The following is a 23,078-nucleotide window of genomic DNA, read 5'->3' as shown; positions in this document are numbered from 1 at the left end:
TCGTGACCCGTCCTCGTTGACGCAGGGGCGAAATAAGAATAGTTTTCATCCGACGGCGCCAACGGTGGCCCGTTTTCAATGGAGGCAATGGTGCCACGGACATTGGACATCGGCAACGATCAGTCGATCTCGCGACGCATCGCGGCCCGCCGCGGCTCGATGCCCACGGCCATGTCCAAGATCGCCGACGTCATCGCCGATCAGCCCACCGCCCCGGTCGAGCTCACGATCACCGAGCTCGCCGCGCTCGCGGGGACGTCCGCCGCCACCGTCACGCGATTCAGCCGTGCCCTCGGCTTCGACGGCTACACGCAGTTCCGCGTGGGCGTGGCCAGCGAGATCGGCCGCGGCGACGCCGACGAGTCCTGGCGTGCGGACATCGGACGCGAGTTCGCGCCGGACGACGCCCCGGAGAAGGTGCTGCAGACCCTGCTCGCCCTCCACATCCGGAGCCTGGAGACCACCAGCGCCTGGCTCGATCTCGACGCGGTCGAGGACGTGGCGCGCGCGATCGCGACGAGCCGTCACGTCGACATCTACGGCGTCGGCGGCAGCGGCGTGATCGCCGAGGAGTTCCAGGGGCGGCTGTACCGGATCGGAGTGAACGCGCACGCCTGGCGGGACGTGCACGACGGGCTGACGAGCGCGGTGCTGCAGGACGCCTCCTCGGTGGCGATCGGGATCTCCAGCACCGGGCGCACCGAGGAGACCGTGCAGATGCTGTCCCAGGCCGGTGCCGTCGGCGCCCGCACGGTCGCGATCACGCACGACAGCGCCTCGTGGATCGCCTCCGTCGCCGACGACGCGCTGTGCACGGCCGCGCCGATGCCCTACCTGCGACCGGACGACCTCTCGGTCAAGCACTCGCAGCTTCTCGTCATCGACCTGCTCTATCTGCTGATCGCCCAGCACATGTTCTCGGACGCCGCCACCCGCCTCGCCGCGAGCGCCATGGCGGTCTCCGCCCACCGCCGCCCCGACCGTCCCAGCCGTCGCCGCACGGATCGCACCCCCACGGAGGAGACCCGATGACCGCCACCCCCGCCGCACTGCTGCACGAGGCGACCAGCCGGCTCGAGCGACTGGCCCGCGACGCCGAGGAGGGCGCCCTCGACCCGGCGATCGCCCTGCTGGTGCGCAGCCTCGAGGACGGCGGGGTGATCCAGGCGTTCGGGACGGGGCACTCGGAGGCGTTCGCCATGGAGATCGCGGGACGGGCGGGCGGGCTCATCCCGACGAACCGGATCGCGCTGCGCGACATCGTCCTGCACGGCGAGCGCACGGTGGACGTCCTGACCGGAGCGCTGGAACGCGAACCGTGGGTGGTGGACGAGCTCATGGCCGTCTCGCCCGTCGGTGCGCACGACGCGTTCGTGATCGCCTCCAACTCCGGCGTCAACGGATCGATCGTCGGGGTCGCCCTGTGGGCCAAGGAGCACGGTCACCCGGTCATCGCGGTGACGAGCCTGGAGCACACCGCCCGGGTCGAGCCGAAGCACCCCAGCGGCAAGCGTCTCAGCGAGATCGCCGACGTCGTGATCGACAACCTCGCCCCCTACGGGGACAGCACGCTGGAGCTGCCCGGCGGGTTCGGGATCGGTGCGATCTCCTCGATCACCGCCGCCTTCATCGCGCAGCTGCTCACCCTCGGCGTCGCGCGGGCGATCGGAGACGCCGGCGACACCCCGCCGCTGTACATCTCCGCGAACATCCCCGGCGGCGACGAGCACAACTCCGCTCTGGAGGACCGCTACCGCAACCGACTGCGCCGCGGCGCCTGACCGTCCCTGCTCTCTCATCCCACCCGCACACATCAATGGAAGGCAGAACACACATGGAACTCAACGAAGCGTCCATCAGCCGCCGCACCCTGCTGCGCGGAGCCGCGCTCGCGGCCGTGCTCGTCCCCTTCGGCGTGAGCCTGGCCTCGTGCGCCGCGCCCGGTGGCGGCGGAGGCGGGACGGCGCCGAAGGGCGAGGTCACCGCGGACAACCCGTTCGGCGTCGCGGCCAACACCAAGGTCGACGCCGTCATCTTCGACGGCGGCTACGGCGTGGACTACGTCGAGAACGCGGCCAAGATCATGCAGGGCAACCACGACGGCGTCGAGGCCAAGGTCTCCCCGTCCACGAAGATCGCGCAGGAGCTCCAGCCCCGGTTCGTCGGCGGCAACCCGCCCGACCTCGTGGACAACTCCGGCGCCAACTCGATCGGCTGGAACACCATCCTCGACCAGCTCGAAGAGCTCGACGAGGTGCTGGAGGCGAACAACCTCGAAGGCGAGAAGATCAGCGACACCCTCTACGACGGCGTCAAGGCGCCCGGGACGTTCGACGGCCGGTTCGTCGCGCTGAACTACGTGATGACGGTCTACGGCATCTGGTACTCGGCGAGCCTGTTCCAGCAGAACGGATTCACGGTGCCGACGAGCTGGCAGGACCTGAAGGCCCTCGGCGAGGCGGCCAAGGCCAAGGGGAAGTACCTGTTCCTCTGGGGCAAGGAAGCGGCCACGTACTACCAGACCATGGTCGTCGACTCGGCCGTCATCCAGTCCGGCGACGACGTGCGCCTGCCGCTGGAGAACCTGGAGGAGGGCTGCTGGTCGCACCCGACGATCCAGGGCATCCTCACGATCCTGCACGACCTGATCCAGTCCGGGTACGTCAAGCCCGGCGGTGGCGGCACGCAGTTCACCCAGGCCCAGTCCCAGTGGAGCCTCGACCAGGAGGCGCTGCTGTACCCGTCGGGTTCCTGGATCGAGAACGAGATGAAGAAGCAGACCGCCGACGACTTCCAGATGACGGGGATCGCGGAGCTGCCGCTGGACGGGAACCAGACCACGCCGAAGGGCACCATGCGCGCGGAGGCCGGCGAGCCGTTCATCGTGCCGTCCAAGGCCAAGAACCCGGCCGGCGGCAAGGAGCTGCTGCGCACGATGCTCTCGAAGGAGAACGCGACCTACTTCGCCAAGGAGAAGCTCGCGCCCACCATCGTCAAGGGCACGGTGCCCGAGGACGGCTTCGGCTCGACCGCCCTGGTGTCGCAGACGAAGCTGCTGGAGGCCGCCGCCGGAAACGTGTTCACGATCAAGTCCTTCAACCTGTACGGCATGAACTCCGACCAGCTCCCCATCTGGAACTCGTTCCTGGACGGGAAGATGTCCGTCGAGGAGATCACCAAGCAGCTGCAGGATCTGACGGACAAGGTCCGAAACGACGACTCCGTCACGAAGATCGAGATCAAATGAGCCTCAGCGCTCCCGGTCTCGACGCGGCGCTGGACACCAGCGCGGTCGTCACCGCCCGCACGGCGCGCCGCAAGGCGCCCCGTGCGGGCCTGCGCCGCAAGCTCACGTTCGACTACGTCTCGTTCCTGCTGGTCTTCCTGGGCCTGCCCGTCGCGATCTTCCTGATCTTCGTCATCTCGCCGTTCATCCAGGCCGTCTACTACTCCATGACGAACTGGACCGGCTTCTCGACCGAGATGGACTTCGTCGGCGTCAGCAACTTCGTCCGGCTGTTCCAGAACGAGACGTTCCTGCAGGCCATGGGCAACAACGCTCTGCTCGCCATCGTCGTCCCGCTCATCACGCTCACCATCGCCCTGATCTTCGCGAGCATGATCACCGTCGGCGGGCCGAGCCACGGCCAGGTCCGCGGGCTCAAGGGCTCGAGCTTCTACCGCGTGGTGTCGTTCTTCCCCTACGTCATCCCCGCCATCGTCATCGGCATCCTGTGGAGCATGATCTACCTCCCCAACGGGCTGCTCAACGGACTGCTGGGCCTGGTCGGGATCGACACGAACGACTTCGCCTGGCTCGGCGACGAGCGCACGGCGATGCCCGTCACGATCTTCGTGATCGTGTGGGGCATGGTCGGCTTCTACATGGTGCTGTTCATCGCGGCGATCAAGGGGATCCCCGCCGAGACCTTCGAGGCCGCGCGCCTGGACGGCGCCGGACGCACGCGCACCATCGTCTCGATCGTGCTGCCGCAGATCCGCGACAACGTGCAGACCGCGTACATCTACCTGGGCATCATGGCGCTGGACGCCTTCGTCTACATGGCCGCCCTGAACCCGACCGGAGGACCCGGCAACACCACCCTGGTGATGAGCCAGTACCTGTTCCGCACCGCGTTCGAGAAGGGGCAGTTCGGCCTGGCGAGCGCCATGGGCGTCGTGCTGGCCGTGATCACCCTGGTCTTCGCCGGACTCGTCATCGGGCTGTTCCGACTCGTCGGCGGCAAGGACGAAGGAGGACGCGCATGAGCCTCGACACCCGCACGAGCGTCACCATCGACAAGAGAGCCGCGCGGAGCTCCGCCCGTACGGTCCAGAGCACGACGAGCGACAAGGTCGTCGGCGGGATCTCCCATGTGGTCCTCGTGATCTGGTCGATCGCCGTGATCCTGCCGATGCTGTGGACGCTGCTCAGCTCCTTCAAGACGACCCGCGAGATCTTCGCCTCACCGTTCAGCCTCCCGGCGAGCTGGAACCTCGACAACTTCTTCTCCGCATGGACGAAGTACAACTTCGGGCTCATGTTCCTGAACACCGTGATCGTCGTCGGCGTCTCGCTGGTCCTCGTGATGGTGCTCGGGGCGATGTGCGCCTACGTGCTCGCGCGCTTCGCGCTGCCGGGCAGCCGGGTCATCTACTACCTCATGCTGGCGGGCCTCACCTTTCCGGTCTTCCTCGCCATCGTCCCGCTGTTCTTCATCCTCCAGGGGATGGGGCTGCTGAACACGCTCCCGGGGCTCATCCTCACCTATGTCGCCTTCGCCCTCCCGTTCACGGTGTTCTTCCTCTTCTCGTTCTTCAAATCCCTGCCCTACGAGATCCAGGAGGCCGCGTACGTCGACGGCGCGAGCGAGTGGCGGACGTTCTTCCAGGTGATGCTGCCGATGGCCCGCCCCGGTCTCGCGGCCGTGGCGATCATGAACTTCCTGGGCCTGTGGAACCAGTTCCTGCTGCCGATCTCGCTGAACACCGATCAGACCAAGTACGTCCTGTCCCAGGGCATGGCGAGCTTCGCCTCCGCCGCCGGCTACCAGGTCGACTTCGGCGCCATGTTCGCCGCGGTCATCATTACGATCGTCCCGGTGCTGATCGTCTACATCGTCTTCCAGCGCCAGCTCCAGGGCTCGGTGTCGCAGGGCACCTCCAAGTGACCGCGGGATGACGCGATGACGCCCCGCTCCGCCGGGGCCGCGACGGGGCGCGCCGTCTTCCGGACCGCGGACTCGTCCGTGGACGGGAGACGGCGCGCGCTCGCTTATCCTCGACGCATGCCCCGATCCGTCCGGCGCCTCCCCCGGCGCCGTCTCGCCCTGGTCGCCGCCCTCTCCGTGATCGCCCTGTGCGCCGCCGTGCTCGGGCTGTGGCGCCCGTGGACGCCCGCGACGCCGATCGCGGCGGGACCGGGAGAGCCTGTCGTCGCCGTCGAGCCCGCTCCGCTCGCGCTGCCCGAGCACCCGCGCGTGCTCGTCTTCGGAGACTCGTGGACCTACGGCTCGGCCGCCGCCTCGCCCACGCTCGGGTACGCCTACGTGCTGTCGGAGCTCCTCGGCGCAGAGACGATCGTGGACGGCGTCCGCGGCAGCGGGTACCTCAAGCCGGGTTGGGACGGGCCGGACTTCGGCACGCGCATCGCGGCGCTGGACCCGGCGATCGACCCCGACCTCGTGATCGTCCAGGGCTCGATCAACGACCGACTCCTGATCGACGAGGACTATCCGCACGCCGTCGACGCCGCATGGGACCGGCTGCAGGCGCTGTTCCCCCGGGCGCGCATCGTCGTCCTGGGGCCGGCGCCGCACGAGCTTCCGATCGCCAAGGGCACGATCAAGATCGATCACGCGCTCGACCGCCTCGCCGCGGAGCGCGGCTGGCATTACCTCTCCCCCGTCGCCGAGGACTGGATCACCGAGGCGAACTACGCGCAGGTCATCGACACGGGGGCCGGGCGCCTGCATCCGACGACGGCAGGGCATCGATACCTGGCCGAGCGCGTGGCCGAGTCGCTGCGGGCCCTCGCCCCGGAAGAGCCGGCCGCGGGCCGCATCGTCTCCGGGGACTGACGACAGGGCGCTCGCTTCCGGGTAGGTCGCCGGACAGGACACTTCGACCGCCCCGCGCCGTGACGACGGTTGCCGCCGTGACGACATAGAGTCATCTGGCATGCAATACGGAACAGCAGGAGGCATTCATGCAGCTCACCTCGAAAGTCGTCATCGTGACCGGCGGAGCACGCGGGCTCGGCGCCGAGTACGCACGAGGGATCGTCGCCGCCGGAGGTCGCGTCGCGATCACGGACCTCAACGAGCAGGGAGCCGCCGAGCTGGCGGCGGAGCTCGGCGACCACGCCATGTCCGTGGGGCACGACGCATCCGACGCGGACTCCTGGGCGCGCGCGGTGGCCGCAACCGAGGAGGCGTTCGGGCGGATCGACGGCCTGGTCAACAATGCGGGGATCCCGGCCCCGAGCAAGATGCTCGTCGACGAGCCGATGGACCATTTCCGCCGAGTGATCGACGTCAACCTCTTCAGCGTCCAGCTCGGGCTGCAGGCGGTCGTCCCGGCGATGCGCCGTGCCGGGGGCGGCTCGATCGTCAACATCTCCTCCGTGGCCGGGCTCGTCGGCATGGCCTTCTCCGGTTCCTACGGCGCCTCCAAGTGGGCGGTGCGAGGCATGACGAAGATGGCCGCCGTCGAGCTCGCACCGGAGGGCATCCGGGTGAACTCCGTCCAGCCAGGCACGATCTACACTCCGATGACCGCGGGCGACGTGTCCGAGGGCGACGGCGCCTTCTCCGTCGCGGCGATGGGACGCGTCGGCCGGGCCGAGGAGCTGCTCGGCGCGGTCGTCTATCTCCTCAGCGACGCGGCCAGCTACACCACGGGAGCAGAGCTGACGGTCGACGGCGGGTGGACCGCGGGCTCGTCGTTGGCGACGCTCGCCGCCGCATACGCGGAGACCATCGACCGATGACCCTCGCGGTGCGTCATCGTTCCCGCGCGGAGCGGTGGCGCACCGCCGGTGCGTCACCCGCGCCGAGCGGGCGACACGGGATCACCAGCGGCGTCCCCGTCTCCGGATCAGGCATGATGCGGCAGGGCAGATCGTAGACCTGTTCGACGAGCTCGGGCGTCAGGATGCGGGACGGATGCCCGGCGGCGACCACCGCGCCGTCCTTCATGACCACGAGATGATCCGCGTAACGCGCCGCCTGGTTGAGATCGTGGAGCACCACCACGATCGTCCGGTGCAGTCGCGAACGGAGCCGTTCGAACAGCTCCAGGAGACCGTACTGGTGCGAGACGTCGAGGAAGGTCGTCGGCTCGTCCAGCAGCAGCACCGGCGTCTCCTGCGCCAGCGTCATGGCGACCCAGACGCGCTGCCGCTGGCCCCCGGGAGAGCTCCTCCACCAACCGGCCGGACAGCTCGGTCGTCCCCGGGGACTCGTTCGAGTACCCGGGCTGTGCGCTAGCTTGAGCAGGTGACCCATCAGACACCGCAGCCCGGTTGGCATCCAGACCCGTCTGGGCAGTTCGAGCAACGGTACTGGGATGGCGTCGCGTGGACAGATCATGTGTTCGCCGCAGGCGCGCAGTCCGTGTCGCCTATGGCACGAAGCCGTGCGGAGGCCCGCGCACTCGCGGCACAGACTGCAGTCGCCCAGCGTCCTGAACAGAGTGCCGCGCCTGTGGCTTCGACTGAACCGGCATCCTCGTCTGGAAGCACGCAGAACGCGCTGGTTCTCGAGAACATACCGCTGCTCGGCGCGCGCAAGCATGCCGAGAGACTGCGCTCGGAGGTCGCTCGACTCCAAGGTCTCATCGACCAGTACGGACTGCGGGAAGTGTCAGCCCTCGATGACCTGAAGCGTCATCTGAACCAAGAGATCGCGGGGATGCGCGGGCAGGTCGCCGACGCTACGGCGGAGCTGACGTCCCGTCAGGCGGACGTCGCGGCGACGGAGGCCTCGCTTCTCGACCTGCGCCGCGCCGTAGAGGTCCAGGAACTGGGCCTCTACGACTACGAACATCCGGCTGAGGACTCTGTCGCTCTGGCCACGCAGCTCGAAGCGCTACGTGCGGACATCAAGAAGGCCGTCCGCGCCGGTCGCGCGACCCAGGCGACGAGCAACTTCACCTTCAACAACAGCACGGCTAAAGGCGCGAAGTTCGTTCGCGACATGTCGAAGCTCATGCTCCGCTCCTACAACGCCGAGGCCGAGAACTGCGTCAAGGCGGTCCGTGCCGGGAACCTGGCCACCGCTCAGAAACGCCTCACGACCGCGATGGAGCAGATCGCTCGCCTCGGCACCATGATCGACCTGAGCATTACGTCGTACTTCCACCAGCTCCGACTGCGCGAGCTCGAACTCGCCAACCGGCACCTCCGCGCCGTGCAGGAGGAGAAAGAAGCGGATCGCGCACACCGCGAAGAGCTCCGGGAGCAGCGCAAAGCCGAGAAGGAACTCGCCGCTGAGAAGGCACGTCTCGAGAAGGAGCGCGGGCATTACGCCAACACGATCGCCGCCCTCGAGGCCAACGGCGATCTCGAAGGTGCGGAACGGATGCGAGCGCGCCTCGCCGACGTCGAGCACGCCATCGAGAACGTTGACTACCGTGCCGCGAATATTCGCGCCGGCTACGTGTACGTCATCAGCAACGTCGGATCCTTCGGCCCCGACGTGGTGAAGATCGGCCTCACCCGGCGACTTGAACCGATGGACCGCATCAACGAGCTCGGAGACGCATCCGTACCGTTCCGGTTCGATGTCCACGCCTTGTTCTTCGCCGACGACGCCGTCAGCATCGAAGCGATGCTCCACCAGCACTTCGCCGACCGCCGTATCAACCAGATCAACCTGCGCCGCGAGTACTTCCGCACCACACCGACCGAGGTGCGCGAGGTCCTGAAGGCGCATTCCGTCGAGTTGCTCGACTTCACACTGGAACCGGCCGCGGAGGAGTACATGGCGACACGAGCTCTCTTGGGAAGTTAGCCAGCCCGCCGGTCACTCATTCATACATGCAGAGGACATATCTCACGGCGCGTGTATGACCTCGGGTCCGGGGTGCTCAGGTCACGGCGGATGGCGACGACGATGAGGCCGGCATCGAGGCGCCGCGCGCCACGCAGCGCAAGCCAGGTCGCAGCTCAGTACTTCAGCGAGGCACCCATCCGCGCGGTCGGACGCGTCCAAACCCCGTCCGCACATGGCTTCACAGCTAAGCGCTTCACATATCACCGGCTCGAAGGTCGGCGCCAAGCCGAGAAGCGGCGATCCGTGCCGGTCTTCGAGCCGTTTCTGCGCCGATATCGGTCACCGCGGACACGAACTGTTATCGAGAACGTGCTTCAACGAGAAAGCCGCCTGAGACCAGGCGGCTTTCTCTCGTGCTCGGGGTGACGCGTATGTGTTCACAAATCATCCGCGTACAACCCGGTGTGCCCCCGACAGGAATCGAACCTGCGACCTACGGTACCGGAAACCGGCGCTCTATCCGCTGAGCTACGGAGGCGTACCGAACGATCCTATCAGCGCCGGAGGGGCTTCTCGGACACCGGCGTCCCGCGGGACCGTCGCCCGGAGATGATCAGGGCTCCGCCGACGAGGAACAGCCCGGCGAAGACCGGATATGCGGCGAGGCGCTCGATCCCGCCGAGCCCGAGCCCGAGGTCGGATCCGAGCAGGCCCGCGGCGATCGCGCCCAGTCCGATCACGGCCAGCACGGCGATCGCGAGCGCGAGCACCGGTCGCCCTTCGCGCGGGGCGAGGACGGCGACGGCGACCATCAGCAGGTTGCCGCCCAGGATCGCGAACAACGCGCCCAGGCTGTGCAGGAACAGCCGGACGGGATCGCCTCCGATCGCCTCCGCGAACGAGCCGGGGAACAGTCCGACCGTGATCAGACCGATCGCGTGGACGACGGCCAGGACGGCGACGACCATGCGCGCGATACGGTGCGGGCGTCCGGCGCGAAGGGCGTCGCCGAGGACGATCACCGCCGTCAGGACGAGGAGGCCTTGGAGCACGAAGGAGACATCCATGAGGAGATAGGCGGGCGAGCAGACGGTCCGCCCGAGCTCCACGCATTCGGGAACCCCGAGGTCGCTGATGTAGTTCTCGCCGTAGCTGTACGGCGCCCTCGTCCAGGCGGCTGCCGTGATCGCCTCCGCGAGGAAGTACTGCACCCCGGCGAGCAGCAGCACGCCCGCGGTCGTCAGCCGAGTCCGATCCATGGCTCCATCGAACTCCGTCGAAGAGCTTCGAGCACCTCGGGGCCGCCGCCCCGCCTGTCAGGACAGGAGGTGGAGCACCAGAACGATGACGGCGAGGAGCGGGAACGTGCCCTGCATGGCGGCGGCACGGAGCTTGCTGCCGTCCGCGAGGACGAGCACGAGGGCGGCGGCGAGCATGGTCCCGGTGCCCGCGAGCATCAGCGTGACGCCCGCGCCGACGATGCCGACCGCGGCCAGCACGATCCCCGCCGCGGCCATCACCGCCAGGAACAGGTTGTAGAAGCCCTGGTTGAAGGCGAGCTGGCGCATGACGAGCGCATCCTGCTCGCTCGCCACTCCGAACACCTTACGCGTCGCGGGCGCGGTCCAGCGCACGGACTCCAGGACGAAGATGAAGACGTGCACGAGCGCGGCGAGACCGGCGAAGATCGATCCGAGAAGGAGCATCCGACGATTCTGCCGTCCGGGACGCACGACCGCCAGCGTGTGGTCACCGGGGCGCGGCTCCGTCAGGGCGCTCGGCGTGTCCCCGCAGCGCTTCTCGGCGCCGCGCGGACGCTCTCGCCCGCAGGGATGCCGTGACCTCCGGCTGCGGGCTCCCCCAGCGGTACCAGCCCACGACGCTGATCATCAGCGCCAGGATGAGCCCGGCGATCACCCAGAGCACCACGAGATAGTCCACCCAGGACCCGACCGGCGGCTGACCGGGCAGGAAGTTGCGCAGCGTCGGCGTCGCGAACAGCATGCCCGCGTTCCAGGTGAAGAAGCCGACCTCGACCCTCCGGCGCCCACGGAACACCATGATCGCGACGGTGAGCCCGAGCACGGGCATGATGACCATGAGAGCCAGCAGGACGAGTCCGAACGCGATCGCCGCGGTCGCCCGCCGCACCTCGATCTCGTACTGCACGACGGAGCTCTGCCCCAGGACGTACCTCTGGTCCGTCGGCGCGAGCGAGATCACCCACCCCGGGACGTGGTGGGCGTCGAGCACCAGCCCGCCGGGCAGCGTCTGCGAGGCACCGTCACCCGCGGTGTATCCCACCGTGACCAGCGTTCGGGCGGGGTGCCGGTCGAACGGCCACTGCTCGATCTGTCCGCTCGTCGGAAGCCGGACGGTCTGCGGCACATCAAGGTACCCGCCCGCGAAGGTCACGGTGCTGCTTCCGCCCGCGGACGTGAACAGCACCACCACGTCGCCGCCGTCCGACGCCTCGCTCAACTGCTCGCGGCTCTTCGTCGTGAGCGACACGTCGAAGGAGAGCCGGTCCGTTCCCGCATCGACGTCGGTCGGAGTGAGACGCACGTGGACGGCGGCCGGGTCCTCGTCGGCCGGCGAGGGAGAGGTCACCGGCGCCGTGCCCCGTGCATAGAGGAGGACGACAGCGGCGTACAGAGCGACGAACACCAGCGCGCACACCACGATGAAGGTCGGGAACGGTCGTCTCCTCGACGCCTTCGCCAGCCCGCTCACGCTCCGCCCCTCTCCGCCGTCCCGCTCCGGGCACGGCTTCTCCGACGCTAGCAGCGGGCCGGACGCCGCTTCGGCTCAGACGAGGAAGATCGGGAGCAGCCCCGGGTTGTGCGCATGCACCAGCACGAGGAAGACGACCGCGTCGAAGAGCAGGTGCACGGTCACGACATAGGCCAGCGAGTGGGTGCGCAGGAAGATGAACCCCTGCAACAGCGCGAACGGGATCGTGAGCACCGGCCCCCAGGCCCGATACCCCAGCTCCCAGAGGAACGACACGAACACGATCGCCTGCAGGAGATTGGCCGCCGTGTCCGGGAAATGGCGGCGCAACAGGGCGAAGACGGTGCAGATGAAGAACAGCTCGTCCCAGATGCCCACGGCCCCGACCCCGACGAAGAGCCGGGCGATGAGGTCAGGGGTGTCGACCACCGGCCAGTTGAGATAGACGCCGCTGGTGATGAAGTAGTACGGCAGGATCGCCCAGCCGAGGACGAGCACCAGGACGAGCCATCCCCACTGCCAGGTCGTCCAGCGGCGCCCCGTCCGCCACGGGAAGCGGATCGCGCGATCGCGGAAGACGAAGCGGGACACCACGTAAGGGACGACCACTGCACCGCCGAGCGCCAGGGTGAAGCGGAGCATCGCCGCGTTGTCCAGCTCGGCCGCCAGCGGGATGGCGCTGACGATCAGTAGGCCGAGGGCGATGAGGGTCAGGTCCCGGGTGAGGCTCTTCTCCCCCCGGCTCAGGATCCGTCCTCGCTCGGAGACCGCGGCGATGCCGATCCCCACGGCGAGCAGCGTCATGCCGAGCCAGGGCAGCAGGAGGACAAAGAAGGCCGGCGCCGCGAGGCACACGGCGAGGGCGGCGACGACCTGTGCGGAGCGCGGCCCCGACATGACCCGCGTCCCGCCGGTCGCGTGCACCTCCGCTTCGCCCATGGTCACCCCCGGTCGACGCGCCGGTAGACGAGATCGCGGATGTCTCGCCCCTTGGCGATGCCCTTGCGCTCGAACGCCGTCATCACCCGGCCGTCGAAACGCTCGGCCCATTCACCGTCGAAGGCGCGCACGAACTCGGGCTCCGCGTCGAGGACCTCGCGCATCTGCAGGGCGTAGTCCTCCCAGTCCGTGGCCAGACGCAGCAGTCCGCCGTCGCGCAGCGCGTGCCCGGCGATCCGGCCGAACCCCGGTCGCACGAGACGACGCTTCGTGTGGCGCTTCTTGTGCCACGGATCGGGGAAGAAGACCCACGCCTCGTCCGCCGCCGCCTCGGGGAGGAAGGAGGACAGCACCTCGGGCGCGTTGGCCTCGACGAGACGGAGGTTGCGCACCCCGGCGCGGTCGGCGTCGAGCATGGTGCGGGCGAGCCCCGCCCGGAACACCTCGACGGCGAGGAAGTCGGTGTCCGGCCGCGCCGACGCCGCGGCGACGATCGCATGCCCCTGCCCCGACCCGACCTCGACGATCAGCGCGGCCGCTCGCCCGTAGCGCTCGGCGGGGTCCAGTCGGGCATCCGGGTGCACCGACGTCCAGGCGACGTCGCGCGGCACGTCGATGAGGTATTGCGCGGACAGCTCCGCGAACGCACGCTCCTGCGCCTCGGACATCCGCCCGCTCCGGCGCACGAAGGAGACCGGTTCATCGCGGAAGGTGCGGGGCTCTGGCATCCCTCCAGGGTATCCGGGCGCAGACGCGGGCTCAGCCGGTCGGCTCGGTGACGAAGTCGATGAGCTCCTCCACCCGGCCGAGCAGGGAGGGCTCCAGGTCACGGTAGCTGGAAACTCTCGACAGGATCCGCTTCCACGCGTGCGCGATGTCGGCCTGCGTCTCGGCGGGCCAGCCGAACGCATGGCAGATCCCGGTCTTCCAGTCCGTGCCCCGAGGGATCTGCGGCCAGGCGCGGATGCCCATCGCCGCGGGCGTCACGCACTGCCAGACGTCGATGTAGGGATGCCCGACGATCCGCAGGTGCGCGCCGTGCGGGCCCTGCAGGATGCGGTCGACGATGCGCGACTCCTTCGACCCGGCCACCAGGTGGTCCACCAGCACGCCGTAGCGGCGGGATCGACTCGGCGGCTCGGCGGCGAGGAGGTCGTCGAGCAGATCGATTCCCTGCAGGTACTCGACGACGACGCCCTCCACCCGGAGGTCGTCCCCCCACACCTTCTCGACCAGTTCGGCGTCGTGGCGCCCTTCGACGAGGATGCGGCTGGGCAGCGCGGCGCGGGCGCGCTGGTCGGCGACGGCGAACGAGCCCGACGCCGTGCGCTTCGGTCCCGATGCCTTCGCCGCCGGCATCACGAGCCGGACGGGCTCGCCGTCGATCAGGAAGCCGCCGCCGAGGGGGAACGCCCGCCGGCGCCCCTTCCAGTCCTCGAGCTCGACCAGGCCGCCCTCGACCCGGGTGATCGCCCCGCAGAACCCGTCGACCGCGACCTCGACGACGAGGTCCTTCTCCGCCGCGACGTCCGTCGCCTTCTTCGCGCCCTTGTCCCGCCAGCCAGCGGCAAGGACGTCCGATCCGTACCTGTCGTCCATCCCGACCAGCCTAGGTTCGCACCGGGGCTTTCCCTGGCCGCCCACGCGGAGACGGGCCCCGGGGGCGTCGGCGGCGACGATGCGTTCGCTGAGAGCGCTCGAGTCCGCTACCCGCTGTCGGAGGCCTGTGAATAGACTCGCAACCGGAGCCGCACGGCTCCGCGGAGGGAGCGAGCATGCGGGCGCGCTGGACGATCGTGGTCGGCCTGGTGCTGGCATTCCTCGTGTCGGGGACGTTCGCGTCCGCGGCGTCGGCCACCGATCCCGGGCGCCTGGACGAGGGGCACGTCACCGACGTCAGCGGCGTGCTCACGCCCGCGCAGGAGGACGCCGCGGAGGCGCGGCTGGCCGAACTGGCTGACCAGGCCGGCGCCGAGCTCTTCGTCGTCTTCGTCCCGGAGTTCACGAACCCGTCCGACAACGTCGACTGGGTGGCCGCGACGGCGAACGGCAACGGCTTCAACTCCCGCCAGTACCTCGTCGGGATCGCGACCGAGGGGCGGACGTTCGCCATCGCCGGCCCGACGCGGGACGGCCCGATCTCGGTCGCCGACCGCGAGAAGATCACCGACGCGATGCTCCCGGCGCTTCGGGAAAGCGACTGGGCCGGCGCCGTCACCGCCGGCGCCGACAAGGTGCAGGACATGCTGGTCGATGCTCCGGCCCGCGCGGCGACGACCTGGGCGATCATCGGCATCGTCGCCCTCGTCGCTGTCGTCATCATCGTGATCGTGGTCCTCGTCCGCCGCGCTCGCCGACGGGCTGCGGAGCGCGCCCGCAAGGAGCAGGAAATCGCCGACCTCGCCCAGCAGGCCGGCGTCGCGCTCGTCCGGACCGACGACGTGGTCCGCATGAGCGAGCAGGAGATGGAGTACGCCAGGGCACAGTTCGGCGACGAGGTCATCGGCGAGTTCTTGACGGCTCTGCAGACCTCGCGAAAGAACCTGGACGAGGCGTTCTCCCTGAAGCAGAAGCTCGACGACGAGATCCCCGACACGGACGCCCAGCGGCTGGAGTGGAACCAGCGGATCATCCAGCTCTGCTCGGAGTCGACCCAGGTCCTGGAGGAGCGCAAGGCCGACTTCGACGCGCTGCGGAAGCTCGAGCAGAACGCGCCCGAGGCGCTGGAGAACGTCCGCCGCCTCCGCGCCGCCGCGGGGGCGGAGATCGACCGTGCGGAGCAGATCCTCGCGACCCTGACGGCCACCTATGCCGCGACGGCCGTCTCCGCTGTCACCGACAACCCCGCACAGGCACGCTCGCGTCTGTCCTTCACGGACCAGCAGATCCAGGCCGCGGAGCAGCAGATCACGGCCGGCGAGACGGGCGACGCCGCCGTGTCGATCCGTGCCGCCGAGGGCGCGGTGCAGCAGGCGACGCAATTGGAGGACGCGGTCGAGCGCCTCGCGACGGACCTCAAGACCGCCGACGACGGCACCACCGGCCTCCTCGCCGAGATCCAGCAGGATCTGCAGACGGCACAGAGCCTGCCGGACGCGGACGGGTCCGTGGCCCGTGCGATGGACGTGGCCCGAGGCCAGGTCGCACAGGCCCAGGCGCTGCTCGGCTCCTCCGGGCGCGACCCGCTCACGGCTCTGCGCGTGCTCGACGCCGCGAACGACGCACTCGACGCCGTCATCCAGCATGTCCGCGACGAGCAGGCGAAGATCGCGCACGCGCGCAGTGTGCTCGGCAGCACGATCCAGCGTGCCGACGCGCAGATCGCGTCCGCCGACGGTTTCATCCGCAGCCGCCGCGGCGCGATCAGCTCGGCGGCCCGCACCCGGCTCGCCGAGGCCCAGACCGTCCGCGACCAGGCCCGCAGCGCCGCCGACGGGGACCCGGTCGCGGCCTTGGCGCTGGCTCAGCGCGCCGACAGCCTCGCCACCGAGGCGCTCCGACAGGCGCAGCAGGACGTCAACGCCTGGGACGACGGCCCGTGGGGCGGTGGCGGCGGGCGCGGAAACGACGACACCCTCGGCGCTCTTCTCGGCGGCATTCTCATCGGCCGCGCCTCGGGAAACCGCGGCGGCGGAGGCTGGGGCGGCGGTGGCGGCGGCGGACTCTTCGGCGGGGGCGGCAGCAGCGGAAGCAGCGGCGGCTTCTTCGGCGGAGGCGGCGGAGGCGGCGGAGGCTTCTCCGTCGGCGGCTTCGGCGGAGGAGGCGGCGGCAGCCACTCCGGATCCAGCGGAGGCCGATTCTGACCCTGTCCTGTCCCTGACCCACAAGCACGAACCGCAATGCGAAAGGAAACGCCCATGACCAAGCAGTCGATCTTCGGTCGCATCTCGACCCTGGTGAAGGCGAACATCAACGCGCTCCTCGACTCGGCCGAGGACCCGCAGAAGATGCTCGACCAGCTCGTGCGCGACTACACCAACAACATCGCCGACGCCGAGTCGGCCATCGCCGAGACGATCGGCAACCTGCGCCTGCTGGAGCGGGACCACGAAGAGGACGTCCAGGCCGCGGCGGAGTGGGGCAACAAGGCCCTCGCCGCCAGCCGCAAGGCCGACGAGCTGCGCTCCTCGGGCAGCGCCGCAGACGCGGACAAGTTCGACAACCTCGCCAAGGTGGCCCTGCAGCGCCAGATCAGCTCGGAGCGCGAGGCGAAGGCCGCCGAGCCGCAGATCGCGTCGCAGACGGAGATCGTCGACAAGCTCAAGAGCGGCCTCAACGGCATGAAGCAGAAGCTCGAGGAGCTGAAGAACAAGCGCAGCGAGCTGCTCGCCCGCGCCAAGGTCGCCGAGGCGCAGACCAAGGTGCAGGAGGCCGTGGGCTCCATCAACGTCCTGGACCCGACCAGCGAGCTGGGCCGTTTCGAGGACAAGATCCGTCGTCAGGAGGCGATCGCCCAGGGCAAGGCCGAGATCGCCGCCTCGTCGATCGACGCGCAGTTCGAGAGCCTCGAGGACCTCGGCGAGCTCACCGAGGTGGAGGCGCGCCTGGCCGAGCTGAAGGCCGGCGGCGCGCCCAAGCCGCAGGCCGCGATCGAGGACTGAGGTCCTCCGCCGCACCCACGACGGGGAGGGCTCCCGACAGGGGCCCTCCCCGCTTCGATCCAGGGAGAAGGATCATGTCCCGTTTCCTCGTCGTCCCGCAGTGGCAGGGCTCCCCCGCTCCCCGCGCCATGCTCCTCACGGACGGAGCCGCCGCCATCGCCGGGGACCTCCCTCGGGCGGCCACCACCCTCCTCGACGTCCCTCTGGAGGCCGGTGACGCTCAGGGCACGGCCGTGCACCGGCTGAGCAGCCTGCGCCGGACCCAGGAGCTCATGCGGGACGTCCTGACCCAGCCGGGATCCGGGACCGCCGACGAGCCGACGATCGTCATCGGCGGCGACTGCAGCGTCTCGGTCGCCGCCGTCGACGCCCTGCCCGGCGGCCTGGACGACGTCGCGATCGTCTGGTGCGATGCGCACCCCGACCTCCACACGCCGTCGTCCTCCCCGTCCGGGGCGTTCTCCGGCATGTCCCTCCGCGCGATCCTCGGCGACGCGACTTCCCCGCTTCCCGCGCGTTCGGGCATCGCTCCCGAGCGCATCGTGCTCGTCGGAGCGCGGGCGATCGACGAACCGGAACGCCGGTTCCTCGACGATTCCGGGATCACCGAGCTCTCGACGCTGGAGGACGCCAGTGCCCTCGCCCAGGCGGTCGCCGACACCGGAGCATCCCGCGTCTACGTCCACGTGGACGTGGACGTGATCGACCCCGCCGAGCTCGCCGGGATCTCCCATCCCGCCCCCTTCGGCCTCGCGGTCGCCGACCTCGTCGCGGCCCTGCGCGGCCTGCGCGCGCAGCTCCCCCTCGCCGGGGCGACGATCGCCGGATTCGCTCCGCGGTCGCCGCTGGCCGCGGTCGACGACATGGGCGCGATCCTCCGACTGATCGGCGCACTCGCGTGACGCGGACCGATCCGGACTCGGTGCGCCGAGAGGCGGCGGACGTCCTCGCGCGCGGGCGCCGATTCGACGCGAGGATCCCCTCGGTCCTGCTGCGCTCCCCGCTCAGCCGGCTCGGCTACCTCTGGGGCACGGCCGTCGGGTGGGTGTGGGGCGGCCTGTGGAGCACCGGCCCCGTGGAACGGCGCGGGGGCCTGTGGGTCTTCCGCGGCATGCCCTCGTGGACCTTCGCCCGCGGCGGCGTGTGCGTCGGCGGCTGCTTCCTGACCGGCGACGCCGAGCCGGACGAGCGTTTGCTGCGCCACGAGGCCGTGCACCGCACCCAGTGGCTCCGCTACGGGTTCCTCATGCCGGTGCTGTACCTCTTCGCCGGGAGAGACCCGCTGCGCAACCGCTTCGAGATCGAAGCCGGCCTGGAGGACGGGAACTACCTGCCGCGGCGCGCTCGCAACGACTGAGTCGTCCGAGCTCAGACCAGCCGGGAGAAGCGCTCCGGCGCGTCGATGGCCGCCCGCTCGACGCCGAGGCGCCCGGTGAGGTGATCCACGATGTCGGCCGTGCCGACGAACCCGCCGAGCAGGGTGATGCGCGTGGGAAGCGAGGCGGCGGCATCCGTGTCGCCGACGCAGAGCATCTCATCCGCCCAGGCGATCGCCGCACGGGAGACGGCGGCTCCCGGAGCGCAACGGCGTCCGGTTCCCGGAGCGCCCGAGCGGGATGCACGGGGCAGCCAGGAGATCGTCATCCGCGGCGGTGCGGACAGAAGCACGATGGAGTCCGCGTCCGGCACCTCGACGAAGATCCGCCCCGTCGTGCACAGCGGCAGAGTGGCCAGCAGCGCCTCCAGCTCCACGAGGGAGTGCTCGTCGGCCGTGATCAGGTGCTGGACCTGAGGGCGACGAGACGCCCGGCGCTGGGCGCGGGGCTTCGTGGCGAGGGCAGTGCGGGGAGTCATCGTGCCTTCAGCTTAGCACCCGAAGAAGGGTTGCCTTACCTTGCTCGACCTCGTCCCTCGGTCACTCGACCAGCGCGGCGCCCAGGGCCTCGAGCTCGCGGCGGGTCAGCCCCGCGGCCAGCAGGTAGTCCGCAGCGGATCCGTAGCGCTCGTCCACGTGGACGAGCAGGTCGCGCATCACCGGCGCCGGCGACGCCGTGGCCAGGGCGAGAGCGTGGCGGGCGTCCGGGTGATGCGCACGGAGCCGCTCGGCGACCATCCGCACGTGCTCCGGCGGCATGAGCGTCTCCGTCAGCGCGTAGTCGGCGATCACCGCCTCGCGGTCCGCTCCCACCGCGGACAGGGCGAGCGCCACGCTCACGCCGGTACGGTCCTTCCCCGCCGTGCAGTGCACGAGCGTCGGCTCCCCGTCGGCGAGCAGACGAGCCACCTCGACCATCCGCGCCGCGGCGTCGTCGACGAGGCGGCGGTACATCGTCGGCAGGCTCACGTCCTCCACGAATAGGGAGGCGACCGATCCATGGAAGAGCGGAACGCGCGTGACCGGCACCTCGACGAGCGCGGACGGCTGGTAGCGGACCTCGTCGTCGTCGCGGAGGTCGACGACGCGGCGCACACGATCGCGCAGGATCGCCCGCCCGTGCGCCGTCAGACCGGAGAGGTGCCCGGAGCGCAGGAGCATTCCCTGCCGGATCCGGGAGGCTCCGGCAGGGATCCCGCCGACGTCGCGGACGTTCGCGGCGCCGGGGACGTCGAGGACGGTCACCGCGCCTCGCGCGGAGGAACCGGGTACCGCCCGGCGATGACGATCCGGTTGAACGCGTTGATCGAGACGCAGGCCCAGCTGAGGGCCGCGTACTCCTTCTCCGTGAAGACGCTTCCCACGCGGTCATACACGTCGTCGGGGATCCCCTCGTCGTGGATGAAGGTGAACGCCTCGGCGAGCTCGAGAGCCGCGCGCTCGCGGTCGGAGAAGACGCCCGACTCGCGCCAGGTCGGCAGCTGCGTGAGCGTGTCGACGTCGACGCCGGCGGCCAGAGCCCGGTCGACGTGGATCCGTGCACAGTACGCACAGCCGTTGAGCTGGGAGCAGTGGATGAGGACCAGCTCCTTCAGCCGGTCGTCGATGCCGTTGGCCCGGCAGATGTCCCCGACCGTGTTCGAGAAGGCGTCCAGTGCCTGATAGGCCGTCGGCTCGGTCCGGGACAGGTGCACACGCTTCTCGCTCATGGCCTCAGCGTACCCGCCCGCGCCCGCACCGGGACCGATGCGGAACGACATTGTTCGTCACATCGAAAATCAGATCGACAACCATGTTCACATCCTAACGCTCATAGTGAAGGTGGGAACAGGTATTCTCTTCGCACTTTGCTCTCACATTTCGCTCGCGGGCTCCGGGGGGAGCACAATGAGGGCGTGCCCACCGAGACCACCGAGTTCTCCTTCCTCGACGCCCAGGCCCGCACGCTCGGGGCGAGCGTCCCGTCGGTGGCGCGGCCGTCGCTCCCCCTCCCGGACGGGCGCATCCTCAGCGCGCTCCGCTTCGGGGACGACGCCCCCGAAGTCACCTTCCTCCACGGTGCCGGGCTCAACGCGCACACGTGGGACGCGACCATCCTGGCACTCGGGAAACCGGCGATCGCGATCGATCTCGCCGGCCACGGCGATTCCTCCTGGCGCGACGACCTCGACTACTCCGCCCGCACGCTCGCCGCCGACGTCGCCGTCGCGCTCGATGCGTGGACGCGGACGCCGCAGGTCGTCGTCGGACAGTCGCTCGGCGGCCTCACCGCCGCCGCCCTCGCGGCCTCGCACCCCGATCTCGTACGGGAGGTGATCGTCGTCGACATCACCCCCGACGTCGACACGAACGCCGGACCGGCGGTGCTGAGGACGTTCTACGAGCAGACGGACGCCGCGTCCCGCGACGAGCTCGTGGACCGGGCGATGGCGTTCGGCCTGGGCGGAAGCCGGGAGGACACCGAACGCGGCGTGTACCTCAACACCCGCGTCCGCGCCGACGGCCGTGTCGAGTGGAAGCACCACTTCGCCCGTCTCGCCGCTCAGCTCCTCGCCGCGCCGGCCACAGGGACGGACGCCTCGGCAGCAGCCCCCGCCCTCGGGGAGGACGGCTGGGAAGACCTCGCCGCCGTCACGGCTCCGCTCACCCTCGTGCGCGCGTCGCAGGGATTCGTCACGGAGTCCGACGCCGCCGCGTTCGCCGCGCGGATCCCCGGAGCACGCGTCGTCGAGCAGGACGCGTCCCACAACGTCCAGGAGACCGCCCCGGCCGCGCTGGCCGCGCTGGTCCGCACCGCCGTCGACCGCACCGCCGCCCGTCCGTGACCCGGCGTCCCCCGCACACACCCCGCTTCGTCCCGTCCCTCCCCTGCACCCCGACACCGGCTACCGCCGCCCTCCGAGAGGAACTCCCATGAGCCGCCGTTCCACGGGTCTCGTCCTGATCACCGGCCTCGCCGCCGCCGCGCTCGCGCTCAGCGCGTGCGCGGCGCCGTCCGGCTCCGGCACCGGTGAACCGGATGCCGGCGCCACGCTGAACGTCGGCCTGGTGCTGGAGCCGACCAACCTCGACATCCGGCGCACGAGCGGCGCCGCGCTCGAGCAGATCCTCGTCGACAACATCTACGAGGGCCTGGTGACCCGGACGCCCGACAACCAGATCACCGAGCGTCTCGCCTCCGAGTACTCGGTCTCCGAGGACGGCCTCACGTACACCTTCACCCTCAACGAGGGCATCACCTTCCACAACGGCGACCCGCTCACCTCGGTGGACGTGGTGTCGTCGCTGCAGGCCGTCAAGGACGACGAGTCCCTCCAGGGCCACGCCGAGCTCGCCGGTGTCGCGCAGATCGCAGGACCCGACCTCGATACGGTGGTCATCACGCTCTCGGCCCCGAACCAGAACTTCCTCTTTTCGCTGACCGGTGTCGCCGGGCTGGTGTTCCAGAACGGGGACACCACCGACCTCAAGGACGCCGAGAACGGCACAGGGCCGTTCACCCTCGACACCTGGCGCAAGGGCAGCTCCATCACCTTCACCCGGTACGAGGACTACTGGGGCGAGAAGGCCGGCGTCGCCGAGGTCGTGTTCGACTACATCCCGGACTTCACCGCCGGCGTGAACGCGGCGCTCGACGGATCGCTCGACGTGCTCACGGCGGTGGATCCGAACCTCGCGCCGCAGCTGGAGAAGAGCGGCCAGTTCACCCTGACCACCGGTCGCACCACGGACAAGGCCACCCTCGCGTTCAACAACGCGAAGCCGCCGCTGGACGACGTCCGCGTCCGCGAGGCGCTGCGGCTGGCGATCGATCACGACGCGCTCGTGGAGGCCGTGGGTGCGGGGCAGACCCTCTACGGTCCGATCCCCGAGCTCGACCCGGGCTACGAGGACCTTTCCTCCGTCGCCCCGCACGATCCCGAGAAGGCCAAGCAGCTCCTCGCCGAGGCCGGCCACGAGAAGCTGGATCTGACGCTCACGATCCCGAACTTCTACGGCACGACGGTTCCCCAGGTGCTCGTCTCCGACTTCAAGAAGGTGGGGGTCGACCTCACCGTGAACTCGGTCGAGTTCCCCGCGTGGCTCGAGGACGTGTACAAGAACCACGACTACGACCTGAGCTTCGTGCTGCACGTGGAGCCCCGCGACTTCGGCAACTTCGCCAACCCCGAGTACTACTTCGGTTACGACAACCCCGAGGTCCAGAAGCTGTACGCCGACGCGCTCGCCGCCCTGGACGAGAAGACCTCGAACGAGCTGCTGGCCCAGGCCGCGCGCCTGGTCTCCGAGGACCATGCCGCGGACTGGCTGTACAACGGTGCGACGATCACCGCATTCGTTCCCGGTGTGAGCGGGTTCCCGGAGGACTCCATCAACTCGCGCCTGGACCTGCGCGGCGTCACCCTCGCGGACTGATCCGCCCGATCTCCCGCC

General features: G+C 69.7%; 23 protein-coding genes, 1 tRNA gene and 1 pseudogene. 14 read left to right on the top strand and 11 right to left on the bottom strand.

Translation table 11 applies throughout. The annotated features are described in order from the left end of the window. Positions 1–87 precede the first annotated feature (87 nt). From MR1_RS08640 to MR1_RS08610, 7 genes are all read left to right on the top strand, one after another. Entirely contained in the window at positions 88–1,032 is a 945-nt protein-coding gene (locus MR1_RS08640) for a MurR/RpiR family transcriptional regulator (RefSeq protein ID WP_067245072.1), read from the top strand. Next, positions 1,029–1,781, top strand: a complete 753-nt coding sequence (locus MR1_RS08635) for a sugar isomerase domain-containing protein (protein ID WP_067245070.1) — start codon at positions 1,029–1,031, stop codon at positions 1,779–1,781. The genes MR1_RS08640 and MR1_RS08635 overlap by 4 nt, the downstream gene beginning before the upstream one ends. Positions 1,782–1,834: 53 nt before the next feature. Further along, positions 1,835–3,247, top strand: a complete 1,413-nt coding sequence (gene ngcE, locus MR1_RS08630; protein WP_067245068.1) for an N-acetylglucosamine/diacetylchitobiose ABC transporter substrate-binding protein — start codon at positions 1,835–1,837, stop codon at positions 3,245–3,247. Further along, a complete protein-coding gene (locus MR1_RS08625) occupies positions 3,244–4,269 on the top strand; it encodes a carbohydrate ABC transporter permease (protein WP_067245065.1) in 1,026 nt (341 codons plus the stop codon). Before ngcE ends, MR1_RS08625 begins: the two co-directional genes overlap by 4 nt. Then, positions 4,266–5,171 carry a carbohydrate ABC transporter permease gene (locus MR1_RS08620; protein WP_067245063.1) on the top strand — a complete coding sequence of 302 codons (906 nt, stop codon included), beginning with the start codon at positions 4,266–4,268 and terminating at the stop codon, positions 5,169–5,171. The genes MR1_RS08625 and MR1_RS08620 overlap by 4 nt, the downstream gene beginning before the upstream one ends. A 117-nt stretch (positions 5,172–5,288) precedes the next feature. Next, positions 5,289–6,080, top strand: coding sequence for an SGNH/GDSL hydrolase family protein (locus MR1_RS08615; protein WP_084344472.1), 792 nt, complete (start codon positions 5,289–5,291; stop codon positions 6,078–6,080). Positions 6,081–6,208: 128 nt separating this feature from the next. Next, complete coding sequence (locus MR1_RS08610) at positions 6,209–6,991, top strand: glucose 1-dehydrogenase (protein ID WP_067245061.1); 783 nt, start codon at positions 6,209–6,211, stop codon at positions 6,989–6,991. Positions 6,992–7,004: 13 nt separating this feature from the next. Here the strand turns inward: MR1_RS08610 and MR1_RS08605 are convergent. After that, positions 7,005–7,464 (bottom strand): annotated as a pseudogene (locus tag MR1_RS08605) (ABC transporter ATP-binding protein); the annotation flags it as partial. A gap of 35 nt (positions 7,465–7,499) precedes the next feature. Between MR1_RS08605 and MR1_RS08600 the strand changes: the two are divergent. Further along, complete coding sequence (locus MR1_RS08600; RefSeq protein ID WP_067245059.1) at positions 7,500–9,014, top strand: DUF4041 domain-containing protein; 1,515 nt, start codon at positions 7,500–7,502, stop codon at positions 9,012–9,014. A 447-nt stretch (positions 9,015–9,461) separates the two neighbouring features. Here MR1_RS08600 and MR1_RS08595 read toward each other — a convergent pair. From MR1_RS08595 to MR1_RS08565, 7 genes are all read right to left on the bottom strand, one after another. Further along, positions 9,462–9,534, bottom strand: a tRNA-Arg gene (locus MR1_RS08595). A gap of 16 nt (positions 9,535–9,550) precedes the next feature. After that, positions 9,551–10,255, bottom strand: coding sequence for a DUF998 domain-containing protein (locus MR1_RS08590; RefSeq protein WP_067245057.1), 705 nt, complete (start codon positions 10,253–10,255; stop codon positions 9,551–9,553). 57 nt (positions 10,256–10,312) lie between these two features. Then, entirely contained in the window at positions 10,313–10,702 is a 390-nt protein-coding gene (locus tag MR1_RS08585) for a DUF1304 domain-containing protein (protein WP_067245054.1), read from the bottom strand. Positions 10,703–10,745: 43 nt separating this feature from the next. Continuing rightward, the gene (locus MR1_RS08580; RefSeq protein ID WP_067245051.1) at positions 10,746–11,729 is read right to left on the bottom strand and encodes a DUF4436 family protein; all 984 of its coding nucleotides are present in this window, start codon (positions 11,727–11,729) and stop codon (positions 10,746–10,748) included. Between the two features lie 75 nt (positions 11,730–11,804). After that, positions 11,805–12,626 (bottom strand): CPBP family intramembrane glutamic endopeptidase, encoded by an 822-nt coding sequence (locus MR1_RS08575; RefSeq protein WP_067245097.1) that lies wholly within the window; start codon positions 12,624–12,626, stop codon positions 11,805–11,807. A gap of 44 nt (positions 12,627–12,670) precedes the next feature. Then, complete coding sequence (gene trmB / locus MR1_RS08570) at positions 12,671–13,396, bottom strand: tRNA (guanosine(46)-N7)-methyltransferase TrmB (protein ID WP_067245049.1); 726 nt, start codon at positions 13,394–13,396, stop codon at positions 12,671–12,673. Between the two features lie 31 nt (positions 13,397–13,427). Further along, a complete protein-coding gene (locus MR1_RS08565; RefSeq protein WP_067245047.1) occupies positions 13,428–14,267 on the bottom strand; it encodes a DUF3097 domain-containing protein in 840 nt (279 codons plus the stop codon). 176 nt (positions 14,268–14,443) lie between these two features. Between MR1_RS08565 and MR1_RS08560 the strand changes: the two genes are divergently transcribed. The 4 genes from MR1_RS08560 to MR1_RS08545 all read left to right on the top strand — a co-directional run bounded on the left by MR1_RS08560 (position 14,444) and on the right by MR1_RS08545 (position 18,626). Beyond that, positions 14,444–16,471: a TPM domain-containing protein gene (locus tag MR1_RS08560; RefSeq protein ID WP_067245045.1), complete on the top strand. Its 2,028-nt coding sequence runs from the start codon at positions 14,444–14,446 to the stop codon at positions 16,469–16,471. Positions 16,472–16,525: 54 nt separating this feature from the next. Beyond that, positions 16,526–17,269 carry a PspA/IM30 family protein gene (locus tag MR1_RS08555; RefSeq protein WP_067245043.1) on the top strand — a complete coding sequence of 248 codons (744 nt, stop codon included), beginning with the start codon at positions 16,526–16,528 and terminating at the stop codon, positions 17,267–17,269. 74 nt (positions 17,270–17,343) lie between these two features. After that, positions 17,344–18,171, top strand: coding sequence for an arginase family protein (locus tag MR1_RS08550; protein WP_067245040.1), 828 nt, complete (start codon positions 17,344–17,346; stop codon positions 18,169–18,171). Further along, positions 18,168–18,626, top strand: a complete 459-nt coding sequence (locus MR1_RS08545; RefSeq protein ID WP_157517976.1) for a Fe-S oxidoreductase — start codon at positions 18,168–18,170, stop codon at positions 18,624–18,626. Before MR1_RS08550 ends, MR1_RS08545 begins: the two co-directional genes overlap by 4 nt. An 11-nt stretch (positions 18,627–18,637) precedes the next feature. Here MR1_RS08545 and MR1_RS08540 read toward each other — a convergent pair whose 3' ends face one another. From MR1_RS08540 to MR1_RS08530, 3 genes are all read right to left on the bottom strand, one after another. Next, positions 18,638–19,123 (bottom strand): SIP domain-containing protein, encoded by a 486-nt coding sequence (locus MR1_RS08540; RefSeq protein WP_067245038.1) that lies wholly within the window; start codon positions 19,121–19,123, stop codon positions 18,638–18,640. Between the two features lie 61 nt (positions 19,124–19,184). Continuing rightward, positions 19,185–19,889 carry a tyrosine-protein phosphatase gene (locus MR1_RS08535; RefSeq protein ID WP_067245036.1) on the bottom strand — a complete coding sequence of 235 codons (705 nt, stop codon included), beginning with the start codon at positions 19,887–19,889 and terminating at the stop codon, positions 19,185–19,187. Then, complete coding sequence (locus tag MR1_RS08530; RefSeq protein ID WP_067245092.1) at positions 19,886–20,353, bottom strand: carboxymuconolactone decarboxylase family protein; 468 nt, start codon at positions 20,351–20,353, stop codon at positions 19,886–19,888. The genes MR1_RS08535 and MR1_RS08530 overlap by 4 nt, the downstream gene beginning before the upstream one ends. A 186-nt stretch (positions 20,354–20,539) precedes the next feature. Between MR1_RS08530 and MR1_RS08525 the strand changes: the two genes are divergently transcribed. After that, positions 20,540–21,469, top strand: coding sequence for an alpha/beta fold hydrolase (locus MR1_RS08525; RefSeq protein ID WP_067245034.1), 930 nt, complete (start codon positions 20,540–20,542; stop codon positions 21,467–21,469). 88 nt (positions 21,470–21,557) lie between these two features. Continuing rightward, positions 21,558–23,060, top strand: a complete 1,503-nt coding sequence (locus MR1_RS08520; protein ID WP_067245031.1) for an ABC transporter substrate-binding protein — start codon at positions 21,558–21,560, stop codon at positions 23,058–23,060. The last annotated feature ends 18 nt before the right edge of the window (positions 23,061–23,078 follow it).

It is taken from the genome of Microbacterium resistens NBRC 103078 (genome assembly GCF_001552355.1).
Classification (GTDB): Bacteria; Actinomycetota; Actinomycetes; order Actinomycetales; family Microbacteriaceae; genus Microbacterium; species Microbacterium resistens.
The sequence above is the reverse complement of the archived record's forward strand: the minus strand, read 5'-3'. Positions and strand labels throughout refer to the sequence as shown.